The sequence below is a fragment of the Streptomyces sp. NPDC002566 genome, from assembly GCF_042889585.1.
GTDB lineage: Bacteria > Actinomycetota > Actinomycetes > Streptomycetales > Streptomycetaceae > Streptomyces.
Genome location: NZ_JBIARD010000003.1, coordinates 1 through 14,929, shown reverse-complemented (window position 1 = coordinate 14,929; position 14,929 = coordinate 1). Strand labels below are relative to the sequence as shown.

The 14,929-nt window shown below is 70.5% G+C and carries 14 protein-coding genes and 1 rRNA gene; 8 read left to right on the top strand and 7 right to left on the bottom strand.

From position 1 onward, the window contains the following. Positions 1-233 precede the first annotated feature (233 nt). Entirely contained in the window at positions 234-2,762 is a 2,529-nt protein-coding gene (locus ACFYXA_RS12880; RefSeq protein WP_389031791.1) for an FHA domain-containing protein, read from the top strand. Between the two features lie 92 nt (positions 2,763-2,854). Here ACFYXA_RS12880 and ACFYXA_RS12875 read toward each other — a convergent pair whose 3' ends face one another. The 3 genes from ACFYXA_RS12875 to ACFYXA_RS12865 all read right to left on the bottom strand — a co-directional run bounded on the left by ACFYXA_RS12875 (position 2,855) and on the right by ACFYXA_RS12865 (position 5,744). Then, positions 2,855-3,619 carry a transglycosylase SLT domain-containing protein gene (locus ACFYXA_RS12875; RefSeq protein WP_389031787.1) on the bottom strand — a complete coding sequence of 255 codons (765 nt, stop codon included), beginning with the start codon at positions 3,617-3,619 and terminating at the stop codon, positions 2,855-2,857. Positions 3,620-3,969: 350 nt separating this feature from the next. Further along, complete coding sequence (locus tag ACFYXA_RS12870; protein WP_389031783.1) at positions 3,970-5,049, bottom strand: S-adenosylmethionine:tRNA ribosyltransferase-isomerase; 1,080 nt, start codon at positions 5,047-5,049, stop codon at positions 3,970-3,972. Continuing rightward, positions 5,049-5,744, bottom strand: a complete 696-nt coding sequence (locus tag ACFYXA_RS12865; protein WP_389031780.1) for an SDR family NAD(P)-dependent oxidoreductase — start codon at positions 5,742-5,744, stop codon at positions 5,049-5,051. Before ACFYXA_RS12865 ends, ACFYXA_RS12870 begins: the two co-directional genes overlap by 1 nt. Positions 5,745-5,982: 238 nt before the next feature. Here ACFYXA_RS12865 and ACFYXA_RS12860 point away from each other — a divergent pair, with 238 nt between their 5' ends. Both ACFYXA_RS12860 and ACFYXA_RS12855 read left to right on the top strand, forming a co-directional pair. Further along, complete coding sequence (locus ACFYXA_RS12860) at positions 5,983-7,152, top strand: GAF domain-containing sensor histidine kinase (RefSeq protein ID WP_389031777.1); 1,170 nt, start codon at positions 5,983-5,985, stop codon at positions 7,150-7,152. Further along, positions 7,145-7,786 (top strand): response regulator transcription factor, encoded by a 642-nt coding sequence (locus ACFYXA_RS12855; protein ID WP_130437491.1) that lies wholly within the window; start codon positions 7,145-7,147, stop codon positions 7,784-7,786. Before ACFYXA_RS12860 ends, ACFYXA_RS12855 begins: the two co-directional genes overlap by 8 nt. Before the next feature lie 84 nt (positions 7,787-7,870). Here ACFYXA_RS12855 and ACFYXA_RS12850 read toward each other — a convergent pair whose 3' ends face one another. Next, positions 7,871-8,647: a hypothetical protein gene (locus tag ACFYXA_RS12850; RefSeq protein WP_389031774.1), complete on the bottom strand. Its 777-nt coding sequence runs from the start codon at positions 8,645-8,647 to the stop codon at positions 7,871-7,873. A 306-nt stretch (positions 8,648-8,953) separates the two neighbouring features. Here ACFYXA_RS12850 and ACFYXA_RS12845 point away from each other — a divergent pair, with 306 nt between their 5' ends. From ACFYXA_RS12845 to ACFYXA_RS12835, 3 genes are all read left to right on the top strand, one after another. Continuing rightward, the gene (locus ACFYXA_RS12845) at positions 8,954-9,751 is read left to right on the top strand and encodes an ABC transporter ATP-binding protein (RefSeq protein ID WP_130437493.1); all 798 of its coding nucleotides are present in this window, start codon (positions 8,954-8,956) and stop codon (positions 9,749-9,751) included. An 83-nt stretch (positions 9,752-9,834) separates the two neighbouring features. Beyond that, a complete protein-coding gene (locus ACFYXA_RS12840; RefSeq protein WP_130437494.1) occupies positions 9,835-10,266 on the top strand; it encodes an NfeD family protein in 432 nt (143 codons plus the stop codon). A gap of 169 nt (positions 10,267-10,435) precedes the next feature. Beyond that, entirely contained in the window at positions 10,436-11,395 is a 960-nt protein-coding gene (locus ACFYXA_RS12835) for an SPFH domain-containing protein (protein WP_352247696.1), read from the top strand. Positions 11,396-11,423: 28 nt separating this feature from the next. On the opposite strand, the gene ACFYXA_RS12830 is transcribed toward ACFYXA_RS12835, so the two are convergent. The 3 genes from ACFYXA_RS12830 to ACFYXA_RS12820 all read right to left on the bottom strand — a co-directional run bounded on the left by ACFYXA_RS12830 (position 11,424) and on the right by ACFYXA_RS12820 (position 13,503). Then, complete coding sequence (locus ACFYXA_RS12830; RefSeq protein WP_389031769.1) at positions 11,424-11,930, bottom strand: HNH endonuclease; 507 nt, start codon at positions 11,928-11,930, stop codon at positions 11,424-11,426. Positions 11,931-12,127: 197 nt separating this feature from the next. Next, positions 12,128-12,667: a YbhB/YbcL family Raf kinase inhibitor-like protein gene (locus ACFYXA_RS12825; RefSeq protein WP_389031766.1), complete on the bottom strand. Its 540-nt coding sequence runs from the start codon at positions 12,665-12,667 to the stop codon at positions 12,128-12,130. Positions 12,668-12,720: 53 nt separating this feature from the next. Then, positions 12,721-13,503, bottom strand: coding sequence for a sporulation protein (locus tag ACFYXA_RS12820; RefSeq protein ID WP_352247697.1), 783 nt, complete (start codon positions 13,501-13,503; stop codon positions 12,721-12,723). Between the two features lie 155 nt (positions 13,504-13,658). On the opposite strand from ACFYXA_RS12820, the gene ACFYXA_RS12815 reads away from it, so the two are divergent. Both ACFYXA_RS12815 and ACFYXA_RS12810 read left to right on the top strand, forming a co-directional pair. Next, positions 13,659-14,300 carry a DNA-3-methyladenine glycosylase gene (locus tag ACFYXA_RS12815; protein WP_389031762.1) on the top strand — a complete coding sequence of 214 codons (642 nt, stop codon included), beginning with the start codon at positions 13,659-13,661 and terminating at the stop codon, positions 14,298-14,300. 539 nt (positions 14,301-14,839) lie between these two features. Next, positions 14,840-14,929: ribosomal RNA gene (locus ACFYXA_RS12810) — 16S ribosomal RNA — on the top strand; the annotation flags it as partial.

Here is a 14,929-nt window from a genome sequence, read left to right as displayed (position 1 = left end):
AACCGCGGTGCGGCGGCGAAGATCGCCGCTTCCGTCCCCCCTCGCGTGCGTTTACCACTCTCCGGCCCGGTTTCAACCCCGTCAACGGCACCGGCCGTTGCCCGTCCGTGCGGTCTTCACAAGGCCCGACTTTCGGACAGGGGGCACCGCCTGAAATAGTTCCCGACGATGTTCGACATCCCTAGACTCCCTGCGACGGGGGTAACTCGGGGGACTACTCAGTGGGGCGTGGAGTGCCGGAACTCGTACTGGAATTGAACGGACGCACCTGGACGCTCGATCCGTCCAGGAACTACACCCTCGGACGTGATCCGCAGGGCGACATCGTCCTCGACGACGCCAGGGTCTCCTGGCGGCACGCCACGGTCAGCTTCAACGGCCGCGGTTGGGTCCTGGAGGACCACGGCAGCACCAACGGCACGTACGTGCAGGGCCGGCGGGTCCAGCAGGTGGACATCGGCCCCGGCTCGGCGGTGCACCTGGGCAACGCCACCGACGGGCCGCGCCTGAACCTCTCCGGGGCGGCGGAGCCCGTCGCCCAGCCTCAACAGCAGCCGTACGCCGCGCAGTCGGCGAACGCCGGCTGGTCCCAGCCCGCCCCGCCCCAGCCGCAGGCCGACTGGCAGCAGCCGCAGCAGCCGCAGCAGCCCGCGCCGCACGTCCCGCAGCAGCCGGGACCCAGCGAGTCGTACGTGTCCAAGGTGGCCGGCGACGGCGCGGGGGCGCCGCCGGTCTACGGCGACCGCAGCCCCACCACGTTCCACCAGTTCTCCTTCGGCCGTGTCATGCGCATCGGCCGTGCCCTGGAGAACGACCTCGTCGTCTCCGACCTCCAGGTCTCCCGCAACCACGCCGAGTTCCACTCGACGCCCGACGGCCGCATGGAGATCCGCGACCTCGGCTCCCACAACGGCACGTACGTCAACGGCCAGCCGATCGCCAAGGGCGGTTCGCAACTGCTCGGCCCGACCGACGTCGTGGGCGTCGGCCACTCGACGTTCCGGATCGTCGGCGACCGGCTCGAGGAGTTCGTCGACACCGGCGCCGTGTCCTTCTCCGCCCGCCATCTGACCGTCACGGTCGACGGCGGCAAGCAGATCCTGAAGGACGTCTCCTTCGGCGTCCCGGAGAAGTCCCTGGTGGCGGTCATCGGCCCGTCCGGGTCCGGAAAGTCCACGCTGCTCAAGGCGCTGACCGGCTACCGGCCCGCCAACGAGGGCGACGTCCTCTACGACAACCGCAACCTGTACAAGCAGTTCGCGGAGCTGCGCCAGCGCATCGGTCTGGTCCCGCAGGACGACATCCTGCACAAGGAGCTGAGCGTCAAGAAGGCCCTCAAGTACGCGGCCAAGCTGCGCTTCCCGGCCGACACCACGGCCGCCGAGCGCGAGGCCCGCATCGACGAGGTGCTGCGCGAGCTGAAGCTCGACATCCACAAGGAGAAGAAGGTCACCTCCCTCTCCGGCGGCCAGCGCAAGCGTGTCTCGGTGGCCCTGGAACTGCTCACCAAGCCGTCGCTGATCTTCCTGGACGAGCCGACCTCCGGCCTCGACCCGGGCATGGACCGCGATGTCATGAAGCTGCTGCGCGACCTCGCCGACGACGGCCGCACGGTCCTCGTCGTCACCCACTCCGTGGCCGAACTCGCCCTGTGCGACAAGCTGCTGGTGATGGCCCCGGGCGGCGCGGTCGCCTACTTCGGCCCGCCCGAGGAGGCGCTGAACTTCTTCGGCTACGACACCTGGGCCGACGTCTTCTCCGCCTTCGAGAACTACCGCGACTACGACTGGGCGGGCCGCTGGAAGGGCTCGCAGCACTACCAGATGTACGCCGCGGACATCGACGCCATCGCGCCGCAGTCCGTACAGGTCCCGCCCATGCAGGCGATGAAGCCGCCGAAGCCGCAGGGCTGGATGTCGCAGTTCGTCACACTGGTGCGCCGCTACACCTCGGTGATCGCCTCCGACAAGGGCTTCCTTGCGCTGATGGTGATCCTTCCGGCGGTCCTCGGCGCGGTGAGCCTGCTGATCGACCCGGACCGGGGGCTGCTGCCCAACCCGGTCAACCCGCGCAGCGGCCGGATCATCCCCAACGGCACGGCCACCACCGTCCTGCTGATCCTCGCGGTCGGGGCGTGCTTCGCCGGCGCGGCCAACTCCGTGCGTGAGCTGATCAAGGAGCGGGTGATCTACGAGCGGGAGCGGGCGACCGGCCTGTCCCGCTCGGCATACCTGATGTCCAAGGTGTTCGTGCTGGGCATGATCACCGTGCTGCAGGGGCTGCTGGTCGGCGTCATCGGCCTGTCCAGCCGGGAGATCCCGCAGGAGGGCCTCGTCCTCGGCAAGCTCACGCTGCTGGAGCTCTCCCTGCCGATCATGGCCCTGGGTTTCACGTCGATGATGTTCGGCCTGATCATCTCGGCGCTGGTGAAGACCGCCGAGAAGACCATGCCGCTGCTGGTGATGTTCGCGATCATCCAGGTCGTCTTCACGGGCTGCCTGTTCGCCCTGCACGGCTCGATCGGCGCCAACGAGTTCTCGTACCTGATGCCGTCGCGCTGGGCGGTCGGCGCCGCGGGCGCCACGCTGGACTTCAACCGGATCAGCCCGCCGGAGACGCCCGGCGACAACGACCCGCTGTGGGAGCACACCGTCGGCGCCTGGAGCCTGGACATGGCCGCCCTGATCGCCCTCGGCGTGATCTGCGGGTTCTTCGTGTCCCGCTTCCTGCGCCGGCACGAGCCCGAGGTCATGCGCAAGTAGCGTCGCCGCGGGCCGCGCCCGCACGACGCCCGAGGGCGGCTCCCCGGTCCGGGGGGCCGCCCTTCCGCGTGTCCGTGCGTCCCTGTGGAGGATCAGTACGCGCTGTCGACGTTGTCCATCGAGCCGTACTTGTCGGCCGCGTAGTTGCACGCGGCGGTGATGTTGGCGACCGGGTCGTAGATGTTCCAGGAGGTGCCCGGGACGTGGTAGGCCGCGAAGGTCGGCGGGATCACCTGCAGCAGACCCTTCGACGGGATGCCGTTGATGGCGTTGATGTCCCAGTCGTTGATCGCCATCGGGTTACCGGAGGACTCGCGCATCACGTTGCGGTGGATGCCGCTGTAGGAGCCGGGGATGCCGTGCTTCTTCATGATGTCGAGCGACTCGCGGATCCAGCCGTCGAGGTTGTTCGAGTAGCTCTTGGCGGCGACCTGCTTGACCGCGACCTGCTGGACGGCGACGCGCTTCACGGACCGGTTCGCGGCGCGCTCCTCCGCCCGCTCGGCCGCGCGCTCGGCCGCCCGCTCGGCGGCGGCCTTCTTCTTGGCGGCGGCAGCGGCGGCCGCCTCCTTCTTCGCCGCAGCGGCAGCGGCGGCGGCCTTCTTCGCGGCCGCCGCGTCCACGGCCGCCTTCTTCTTCGCCTCGATGGCCTGGACCTTCAGGCTGGCGCCTGCCAGCTGGTCGGTCACACCGGCCTTGACGTCCCGCACCGGCTCGGAGCGGTAGGCGACGTGGGACAGGGGAGCAGCGTCCGTCGTGGTCGTGTGCGCGTCGGCCGGGACCACCGAGAAGGCGATGGCAGCAGCGCCGAGCGTGGCGGCACCGGCGATCGCGATCTTGTGAGTGTTCTTGGGCATGCGGAAGGACCTCTTCGAATAGACGGGAGGTCGCTCTTTCGTCCGACGGCGGACACGGGTGCTTTTCCGGCACGAACGCCGCGGTCCGAAACCGCGGCGCTGAGCGACGAGAGCAATTCTTAGCGGCCGCAAAATCCGGTGGCAAAGGTGTGACGTACGAAGCCCGATAGTGGATCAGGGAAGGGCAAAACGGGACAGACCAACACGTCTGTCCCGTTCGGAAGGGGGTGGTTTGTGTCCTATTGGCTTTCGTACGTGATGTGCGCCCTATGTGCGGGCTCACATGCCCCCTCGATCGTTCTCACCGGCAGTTGCGCAAGCAATGCTCTGTGTGAGTGTGCGCGACTCCTTCACGCCCCCTCCACGACTCCCGTCCCCGGCAGGAGGAGGTGCACATCGCCGAACTCGTGCCACAGGTAGCGCCCCCGCACCGCCTGCGCGTACCCGTGCTCCAGCGCGGCCCGCCCCGCCACCGCCTCCAGCATCAGCAGATGCGAGGCCTCCGGCTCGTGCAGCCCGGTCAGCAGAGCGTCCACCGCCCGCACCCCCCGCTCCGGAGTGACGACGAGATCCGTCCACCCCTCACGCGCGCGTACGACCCCGTCCGTCCCGACCGCCGACTCCACGGCCCGCACGGCCGTCGTCCCCACCGCGATCACCCGGCAGCCGGCGGCCCGCGCGGCGCCGATCGCCCGCGCCGACGCCGCGGACACCGCGAACCGCTCCGGATACGGAGGCTCGTGCGCCTCCGCCGAGGCCACCCCCGTGTGCAGCGTCACCGGCGCGAACCCCACACCACGGCTCACCAGCTCCGCCACCAGCCGCGCCGTGAAAGGCCGCGCCGCGCTCGGCATCTCCGCACTGCCCGCCCCGTCCGCGGACGGCAACGCGAACACCGTCTGGTACGCCGACAACGGCTGGTCCCGCTCCGTGTACGCGTACCGGATAGGACGCCCGTGCGCCCGCAGCAGCCCCGGCACCGCCCCACCCGACACCCGAGCCCACCACAACCGCCCGCTGCCACCGCTCAGCGGCTCCTCCAGGACCAGCCCCGCACCGCCCGGCAGCCCCACCCGCGCGCCCGCCGGCCCGCCCGTACGCGCACGCGTGGTCCCCTTCCCGTCCGGATCCCGCAGCTCGACCGCCCACCGTCCGTCGTCACCCCGGGTGGAGAAGTGCACCACCACGGGCGCGGACCCGATCCGCCCGTCCACCGCCGCCGCCAGCGTCGGCGAGGTGTTCACCACCAGCAGATCCCCGGCCCGCAGCACCGACGGCAGCTCACGGAACGCGTGATGCGTCACCTCGGTGCCCCGCGACACCAGCAGCCGTACGTCGTCCCGCTCCCGCCCCGGCCCGCGCCGCTCGGCCGGCACCCGCGCCGACCTCCCCGCGGAAAGCCCGCCCGGCGCCCGCACAGCCGACGACATCACCGCACCTCCAGCAGCGCCGGCGCCGCGTACCGGCCGCTCGCCGGCCGCTCCTCGACCAGCCGCAGGAAGGCCGGCGCCACATCGCCCGGCTCCGGCCGCGCGTCCCCGTCCCCCGGCACGGCCGCCGCGTACAGGTCGGTCGCCATGTCCCCCGGATCCGCCGCCCACACCCGCAGCCCCGGCTCCTCCGCCGCGAGCACCGCCGCGAGCTGGTCCAGGGCCGCCTTCGACGCCCCGTATCCGCCCCACGTCGCATACGCCTCGGCCGCCGCGTCCGAACTGACCGCGATCACCGCCCCCGCCGGCGCCGCCCGCAGCAGCGGCAGCGCCTCCTGCACCAGACCCAGCGCCGCCACCACGTTCACCTCCAGCGCCCGCCGCAACCCGTCCAGGGCCAGCTCCTCCAGCCGCACCAGCGGCTCGGCGCCCAGCGCGCTCGCGTTGCTCACCAGCAGATCGCAGCCGCCCAGCCCCCGGGCCGCCGCCACCAGCGCCGAACGGTGCCCCGCGTCCACGACGTCCCCGGCGAGCGCCTCCACCCTCGTCCCGTGCACCGCGACCGCCGCCGCCGTCTCCTTCAGCACCTCCGCGGTCCTGGCGTCCAGCACCAGGTCCCACCCCCGCGCGGCCAGCGCCTCGGCCAGCGCCCGCCCCAGCCCCTTCGACGCCCCCGTGATGATCGCTACCGGCATGGCAAACCGTCCCCTCGTCCGAACCGCCGCACGGCGGTCCCCTCACGCTAGGAACGCCCCGCCCCCACCGCCTCGGCCGTCGGACCGGCGCCACCGGGACCCTTCGTCGTACGCCCCGGTGCCCAGGCCCCGCGATCCACGTCCACGAGAGGGGGACCCCGGACCTAGGTCCGCGGCCCTACCCCGATGCGTCACGGGTCCGATCCGCGGTGTCACACCCCGCCGGTACCGTGAGGACATGAGTCAAGGCCCCCGGTCCGGCCTCGCCGCGGTGAGCTCCGCGCTGCTGGCCATGAGCAGGCACCTGGAGGTGCGCGACGTCCTCAAGACGATCGTCGCCTCAGCCCGCGAGCTGCTCGACGCGCAGTACGCCGCGCTCGGCGTCCCGGACGACCACGGAGGCTTCGCCCAGTTCGTCGTCGACGGCGTCAGCGAGGAGCAGTGGAAGGCCATCGGCCCCCTGCCCCGCCAGCACGGCATCCTCGCCGCCATGCTCCACCAGGCCCGCCCCGAGCGCCTCGCCGACGTCCGCGAGGACCCCCGCTTCGAGGGCTGGCCCGCCGCCCACCCCGACATGTCCGACTTCCTGGGCCTGCCCATCCGCGACGGCGACGAGATCATCGGCGCCCTCTTCCTGGCCAACAAACTGCACCCGGAGAACGCGGACACCCCGCACCGGAAGCCCGAGAGCGGCTGCGGCTTCACCGAGGACGACGAGGAACTCCTCTCCATCCTCGCCCAGCACGCCGCGATCGCCCTCACCAACGCCCGCCTCTACGAGCGCAACCGCGAACTCACCATCGCCGAGGAACGCTCCCGGCTCGCCCACGAGTTGCACGACGCGGTCAGCCAGAAGCTGTTCTCCCTGCGCCTGACCGCCCAGGCCGCCGCCGCCCTCGTCGACCGCGACCCCGCCCGCGCCAAGGGCGAACTCCAGCAGGTCACCGCGCTCGCCGCCGAAGCCGCCGACGAACTGCGGGCCGCCGTAGTGGAGTTGCGCCCCGCAGCACTCGCCGAGGACGGCCTCGTCGCCACCCTGCGCACCCACGTCCAGGTCCTCGACCGCGCCCACACCGCGCGCGTCACCTTCACCAGCCGAGGCGTCCGCGCCCTCCCCGCCGCACAGGAGGAGGCCCTGCTGCGCGTCGCTCAGGAGGCGCTGCACAACGCCCTGCGCCACTCCGGGGCCGACCACGTCGACGTCACCCTCCACAAACGCGGCCCCGACACGGTGCTGCGCATCACCGACGACGGCAAGGGCTTCGACCCCACCACGGTCCGCCGCGCCGGCCGCCACCTCGGCCTGGTCTCGATGCGGGACCGGGCCGGCGGGATCGGCGGCAGCCTGACGGTGGAATCGGCGCCCGGGAAGGGCACCACGATCGAGATGGAGGCCCCCGGTGGCTGACCCAATCAAGGTGCTGCTCGTCGACGACCACCAGGTCGTCCGCCGGGGACTGCGCACGTTCCTCGAGGTGCAGGACGACATCGAAGTCGTCGGCGAGGCCTCCGATGGCGCCGAAGGCGTCGCCCGCGCCGAGGAGCTGAAGCCCGACGTCGTGCTGATGGACGTCAAGATGCCCGGCATGGACGGCGTGGAGGCGCTGCGCACCCTCCGTGAACTCGCCAACCCCGCACGCGTGTTGATCGTCACCAGCTTCACCGAACAGCGCACGGTGGTCCCCGCCCTGCGCGCCGGCGCCGCCGGATACGTCTACAAGGACGTGGACCCCGACGCGCTGGCCGGCGCGATCCGCTCCGTCCACGCCGGGCACATCCTGCTCCAGCCGGAGGTCGCGGGCGCGCTCCTGTCCCAGGAGGAAGCCAACTCGGGTCAGGGCAGGGGAGGTTCGCTCACCGAGCGGGAGCGGGAGGTGCTGGGCCTGATAGCGGACGGCCGCTCCAACCGTGAGATCGCCCGCGCCCTGGTGCTCTCGGAGAAGACGGTCAAGACCCACGTCTCCAACATCCTGATGAAACTCGACCTCGCGGACCGCACCCAGGCCGCCCTGTGGGCCGTACGCCACGGAGCGGCCGGCTGACAGCCGCCGGGTGACGGGGGAGGGGGACGCAGGCGGCACCCCGCCGGGCCCAGCCCCCCCCGGCGGACGCACCGCGCCCTCACCTCACCCCCACGCCTCCCCGACGGAGTTGTACGCGGCGACCTGCGCCCGCCGGGCCGTCCGCTCCACCGGCCGCAACGCCTCCCCGCGCGCCGCCATCTCGGAAGCGCTCACCGCGCCCCCATCCCCCCGCTCCTGAGCCAGGGACACCAGCAACGACACCCGCTGCGCCAGCTCCAGCACCCGCACCGCCCGAGGCGGATACCCCGGCGCCAGCACCTCCCGCCCCCGCTCCGCCCGCGCTCGGTACGCGTCGATCGCCGCCTCCGCCACCGGCCCCGACCCCGCCACGTCCAACCGCGACAGCACGGCCGTCGCCTCCCGCAACGCCTCCGCCAACTCCCGCTCCGCCTCGCCCAGCGACGGCACATCCGCGGGCGGCGCCTCCCGCACCGCGAGGCAGTGCCACACCACCTCCACGTGCACATCGCCCGAGGGCCCGGCCTCGGACACCTCGGGCACCAGCCCGAACGCCGCCCCGTGACACACCACGGCCTCCCGCGCGTCCAGTGCCCGCGCGTTGAACTCCGGCGGCCCGCTCAACCCCAGCGGATGCCCCGGCGCCGGCAGCGCCAGCCGCAGCCCGCGCACCCCCAGCGCCCGCATCCGCCCCAGCGCCAGCGTGAGCCCGACGGGCGCCGTCTCGCCGGGCAGCCCCTCCACCCGGTGCACCGCGTCCTCCCCGACGATGGCGAGCACGGCGTCGTCCGGCGAGACAAGTCCGGCCAAAAGGGCATTTCCCCAAGCAGCAAGGCGACCAGAGCGCGGTTCCGAAAGCATTCCCCCACCCTAGGGCGTGCTTCGAAAGCCCCTCCCCCACTGCCTCAAGGGCGTGGGAGGTATCCCCAGGCTCCTCCGGGCGGACGACGCTGCTTTCGAAGCACGCCCTGGGCGCAGTGATCGAAACCCATCCCGGCGTCGCCCGGAACCGTCGGAAGGGCCCAAGGACCGGACCGAGGGGACGGGTCCCCCGACCGGTGGCGTAGATTTTCCCGGAGGGCCGCGCCCACCCGCGCGCGGCGGTCCGAGCCACAGGCGTACGCGACGACCGAGTCCGGCCACACTGCAAGGGGAGACAACGCGCTCATGAGCGATGTTCTGGAGCTTCAGGACGTATCCGTGGTCCGTGAGGGCCGGGCTCTCGTGGACCAGGTCTCCTGGTCGGTCAAGGAGGGCGAGCGCTGGGTCATCCTCGGCCCCAACGGAGCCGGCAAGACGACCCTGCTGAACGTCGCCTCCAGCTACCTCTACCCGAGCAAGGGCACCGCCACCATCCTCGGCGAGACCCTCGGCACCCCCGGCACCGACGTCTTCGAGCTGCGCCCCCGCATCGGCATGGCCGGCATCGCCATGGCCGACAAGCTGCCCAAGAGCCAGACCGTCCTGCAGACCGTCCTCACCGCCGCCTACGGCATGACGGCCGGCTGGCAGGAGGAGTACGAGGCCGTCGACGAGCAGCGCGCCCGCGCCTTCCTCGACCGACTCGGCATGAGCGACTACCTGGAGCGCAGGTTCGGCACCCTCTCCGAGGGCGAGCGCAAGCGCGCCCTCATCGCCCGTGCCCTGATGACCGACCCCGAGCTGCTCCTCCTCGACGAGCCCGCCGCCGGCCTCGACCTCGGCGGCCGCGAGGACCTCGTACGCCGCCTCGGCCGCCTCGCCCGCGACCCCATCGCCCCCTCGATGATCATGGTCACGCACCACGTCGAGGAGATCGCCCCCGGCTTCACCCACGTCCTCATGATCCGCCAGGGCAAGGTCCTCGCCGCCGGCCCCGTCGAGCTGGAGCTCACCTCCCGCAACCTCTCCCACTGCTTCGGCCTGCCTCTCGTCGTGGAACAGGTCGGCGACCGCTGGACCGCCCAGGGCCTCCCGATGTCCTGACCCCTGCACCGCGCGGCACATCCCGGCGACCGCCCCCTTTCGCGCCCTGTCGGCAGCGGGACCCTCGGTCCTACGATGAACGCGTGGACGACATCGACGCGTGGGTGTGGTGGCTCGTCGGCGCGGCAGCACTGGGCATACCGCTCGTGGTGACCGCCATGCCGGAGTTCGGCATGTTCGCGGCCGGCGCCGTCGCGGCCGCGGTCGCCGCGGGACTCGGCTTCGGCGCCGTCACCCAAGTCCTCGTGTTCGTCGCGGTGTCCGTCGCCCTCATCGCCGTAGTCCGCCCCATCGCGAACCGGCACCGCACCCAGCGCCCCCAATTCGCCACTGGAGTGGACGCGTTGCGCGGAAAGCAGGCAGTCGTCCTGGAACGCGTCGACGGCTCGGGCGGACGCGTCAAGCTCGCCGGGGAGGTCTGGTCGGCCCGCGCGCTCGACACGGACCGCGCCTACGAGGTCGGACAGGAGGTCGACGTCGTGGAGATCGAGGGGGCCACGGCGATCGTCATCTGACCCCGCGCATCCGGCCCCGCACAGCTGACCTTGCACAACTCCCGCACCACGTAAGTGAACCGAACGGCCCACGAGCCACACGACGGTCTGTCAGACTCGACCAGCAAGATCTTCGACAAGCATAAGATCTTCCAGAAGCGCCGAGGCGGAGAAGGGTACGGGGAACGCGATGGAACCGGTCATCATCGTCCTGATCATCCTGGTGGTGTTGGTCTTCATCGCCCTGATCAAGACGATCCAGGTCATCCCGCAGGCGAGCGCCGCCATCGTCGAGCGCTTCGGCCGCTACACGCGGACGCTCAACGCGGGCCTCAACATCGTCGTCCCGTTCATCGACACCATCCGCAACCGCATCGACCTGCGCGAACAGGTCGTGCCCTTCCCGCCCCAGCCGGTGATCACCCAGGACAACCTGGTCGTCAACATCGACACGGTCATCTACTACCAGGTCACCGACGCCCGGGCCGCCACCTACGAAGTCGCCAGCTACATCCAGGCGATCGAGCAGCTCACCGTCACCACCCTGCGCAACATCATCGGCGGTATGGACCTCGAACGCACCCTGACCTCCCGCGAGGAGATCAACGCGGCCCTGCGCGGCGTCCTCGACGAAGCGACCGGCAAGTGGGGCATCCGCGTCAACCGCGTCGAGCTCAAGGCCATCGAACCGCCCACCTCCATCCAGGACTCGATGGAGAAGCAGATGCGCGCCGACCGCGACAAGCGCGCCGCCATCCTCACCGCCGAAGGCACCCGGCAGGCGGCCATCCTCACCGCCGAGGGCGAGAAGCAGTCCCAGATCCTGCGCGCGGAGGGCGAGGCCAAGGCCGCCGCCCTGCGCGCCGAAGGCGAAGCCCAGGCCGTCCGCACGGTCTTCGAGGCCATCCACGCCGGCGACCCGGACCAGAAGCTGCTCTCCTACCAGTACCTCCAGATGCTCCCGAAGATCGCCGAGGGCGACGCCAACAAGCTCTGGATCGTCCCCAGCGAGATCGGCGACGCCCTCAAGGGCCTCTCCGGCGCCATGGGCAACTTCGGCAACCTCGGCGGCGGTTCGAGCAGCGGCACCAACGGCGGCGGCACCGAGAAGCGCATCCCGGAACGCCGCGAGAAGCCGTCGATCGACTGACGGCACCTCAGGGCCCCCGGGAACATGCCTAGGCCGCGTCCACGGACAGCCACTCCGGCAACGCGGCCAGGTCCTCCTGCCCCAGCGCCAGCAACATGGCGTCCTGCGGCGAGGGTTCGAACGGCTCCCGCAGCAACGGCATCCCCGCCTGCTCCGGAGTCCGGTCCGCCTTACGGTGGTTGTCCTCCGCGCACGAGGCGACCGTGTTCAGCCACGAGTTCCGCCCGCCCTGCGCCCGCGGCACCACGTGGTCCACGGTCGTCGCCCGCCGCCCGCAGTACGCGCACCGGTGCCGGTCCCTGACCAGCACACCCCGCCTCGACCACGGAGCTTGTCTTCGGAACGGCACCCGTACGAACCTGCACAGCCGGATCACCCGGGGCGCCGGTATGTCGACCGCGGCTCCCCGCATCCGCAGTTCGGGGTGGGCCTGCTCGACGACAGCCTTGTCCTGAAGCACGAGAACGACGGCTCGGTTCAACGTCACCGTCGACAGCGGCTCGAAGCTCGCGTTCAGTACCAGCGTGTCCCGCATACCAGCCCACCTCCTGTGTGCACCGGCCCACCCCCTGGCGGGCTGGGATCAACTCTGGCCGGGCACGCCGAGATGGACAACGCAATATCTGCTGCTCCGAAGCGGGGCGACCCCCGCGACCCCCGGCAACAAAAATGCCCGCCCCTGATCAATTCCAAGACCAGAGGCGGGCAAACGTTGAATGAACGATGACGAGGTCAGTTCCCGGCGGAAACCTCGTACTCACCGATCAGCTGCGCCCGCGCGAGCGTGTGGAAGCGCAGGTTGAAGCCGACCGCGGCCGGCGACGCGTCGGAGTCCGGCCCCAGCTTCTCCTGGTCCACCGCGTACACCGTGAACACGTACCGGTGCGGACCGTCCCCGGGCGGCGGAGCGGCCCCCACGAACTCCTTGGTCCCGGCGTCGTTGCGCGCGTGCACGGCGCCCTCCGGCAGCCCCTCGAACTTGCCGCTGCCCGCACCGACGGGCAGCTCCGTCACCGAGGCCGGAAGGTCGAAGACCACCCAGTGCCAGAACCCGCTCCCGGTCGGAGCGTCGGGGTCGTAGCAGGTCACGGCGAAGCTCTTGGTCTCCGGCGGAAAGCCCTCCCACCGCAGGTGCGGCGAGGTGTTCCCCGCCGCCTGGACCTGAGCACTCCTGAGCGTCGCCCCTTCCGCGACGTCCTCGCTCGTCACCGTGAACGACGGCACGGGCGGATGGAAGTCGTGGGGCAGCGGCCGCCGCTTGAGCTCGGTCACCTCGGTACCTCCTGAATCGGTTCTGGAGTCAGTAGTTCCGTTCCGTGCCGAGCCTAGAACCAGTTGCGCTTGCTGCCGACCTCGGAGAGCCACTGGTTGAGGTACGCCGCCCAGTCGGTCCCCTGGTAGTCGTGCAGCCCCACCTGGAAGGAACGGAACGTGTCGCTGCCCTCGCTGAACAGCCCGGGCTTCTTGTCCATCTCCAGCACGACGTCCATGGCGTGCGCGTCGGCCACGAAGCTCAGTTCGACCTGGTGCAGCCCGCGGTACTGCGCCGGCGGGTAGAACTCGATCTCCTGGTAGAAGGGCAGCTTCTGCCGGGTACCCCGGATGACGCCGCGCTCGAGGTCCGCGCTCTTGAAACGGAAGCCCAGCTGGATGAAGGCGTCCAGGATCGCCTTCTGCGCCGGAAGCGGGTGCACGTTGATCGGGTCCAGGTCACCGGAGTCAACGGCCCGGGCGATCTCCAGCTCGGTCGTCACCCCGATGTTCATCCCGCGCAGCGCCTGACCGTCGATCATCGTGACCGGCGTCTCCCACGGGATCTCCAGCCCGAACGGCACCGCGTGCACCGCGCCGGCCTGCAGCTCGAACGCCCCGCCCAGCCGCTGCTTGGTGAACTCGATGTCCTGCTTGTACTCCTGGTCGCCGCTCTCCACCTCGACCTTGGCCTGCAGACCGACCGACAGCCCCTCGATCTGCTGGTTGACGGAGCCGCCCTGGATGCGCACCTCGCCCTGGACGACGCCACCCGGGACGACGTTGGCCTCGGTCAGCACCGTCTCCACCGAAGCACCGCCGGCTCCGAGACTCGCGAGCAGCTTCTTGAACGCCATGACTCTCCCTCTACGACCTACGACCTCTGTGACGGGATCCCTGATCCCTACAAACGCGATCCGGCCGCGGCCGGTTCCGCGATCCCACCCTGGCAAGCCGAGTGCCCGCTGACCACCCCCGACGCACCCACCCGGCTGCACTACGCTCGGAGGGCATGATCGCGACCCCCGACCGTACGCCCTTGCCCCGGTCCTTCTTCGACCGCCCCGTCCTGGAAGTCGCCCCCGACCTCCTCGGCCGCCTCCTCGTCCGCACGACCCCGGATGGTCCGATCACCCTGCGCCTCACGGAGGTCGAGGCCTACGACGGCCCGAACGACCCCGGCTCGCACGCCTATCGCGGCCGCACGGCCCGCAACGACACGATGTTCGGCCTGCCCGGACACGTGTACGTCTACTTCACCTACGGCATGTGGCACTGCATGAACCTCGTGTGCGGTCCCGAGGGGCGGGCGAGCGCGGTCCTGCTTCGTGCCGGCGAGATCGTCGAGGGGGCCGAGCCGGCGCGCAAACGTCGACTCTCGGCCCGCAACGACAGCGAACTCGCCAAAGGTCCGGCCCGCCTGGCGACCGCTCTGGACGTCGACCGGTCCCTCGACGGCACGGACGCCTGCACCGCCGGGGACACCCCCTTGCGCGTCCTGGCGGGTACGCCCCTTGCGTCGGACCTGGTGCGCAGCGGCCCCCGCACCGGAGTCTCCGGCGATGGGGCCGTGCACCCCTGGCGCTACTGGGCGGCTGACGACCCGACGGTGAGCCCGTACCGGGCCCATGTACCGAGGCGCCGGCGAAGTTGACTCGCCTCGGGCCGGGGCGTAATGTAGCCCGAGCCGCTTGACCCGGTTACGGCGTTCGCCAGTAGCTGGAGCGGCCAACCCACTACCTACGACGCCCCTCAGAGGGGTCGAATTCGTCATGTCCCCATGCCTGAATTCGAATCTCGGTTGACTCGATTATGAGTTGGCGAAGGGATCGGCTAACGTAGTGAATGTCGAAAGGCCGACAGGCGAAAGCCCAAAGCCCGAAGACAAACCCGCCGACTGGGAATCGGACGCCGAAAGGGTCTGATAGAGTCGGAAACGCAAGACCGAAGGGAAGCGCCCGGAGGAAAGCCTGAGAGAGTCTCTCGGGTGAGTACAAAGGAAGCGTCCGTTCCTTGAGAACTCAACAGCGTGCCAAAAATCAACGCCAGATATGTTGATACCCCGTCTACGGCAGTGATAGCCGTGGATGAGGTTCCTTTGAAACAAACACAGCGAGGACGCTGTGAACGACCGGACTTATTCCGTCCGATCGTTCCGCTCATCGTGGTGTTCATCCCGATTACGGGAAAACATTCACGGAGAGTTTGATCCTGGCTCAGGACGAACGCTGGCGGCGTGCTTAACACATGCAAGTCGAACGATGAACCACTTCGGTGGGGATT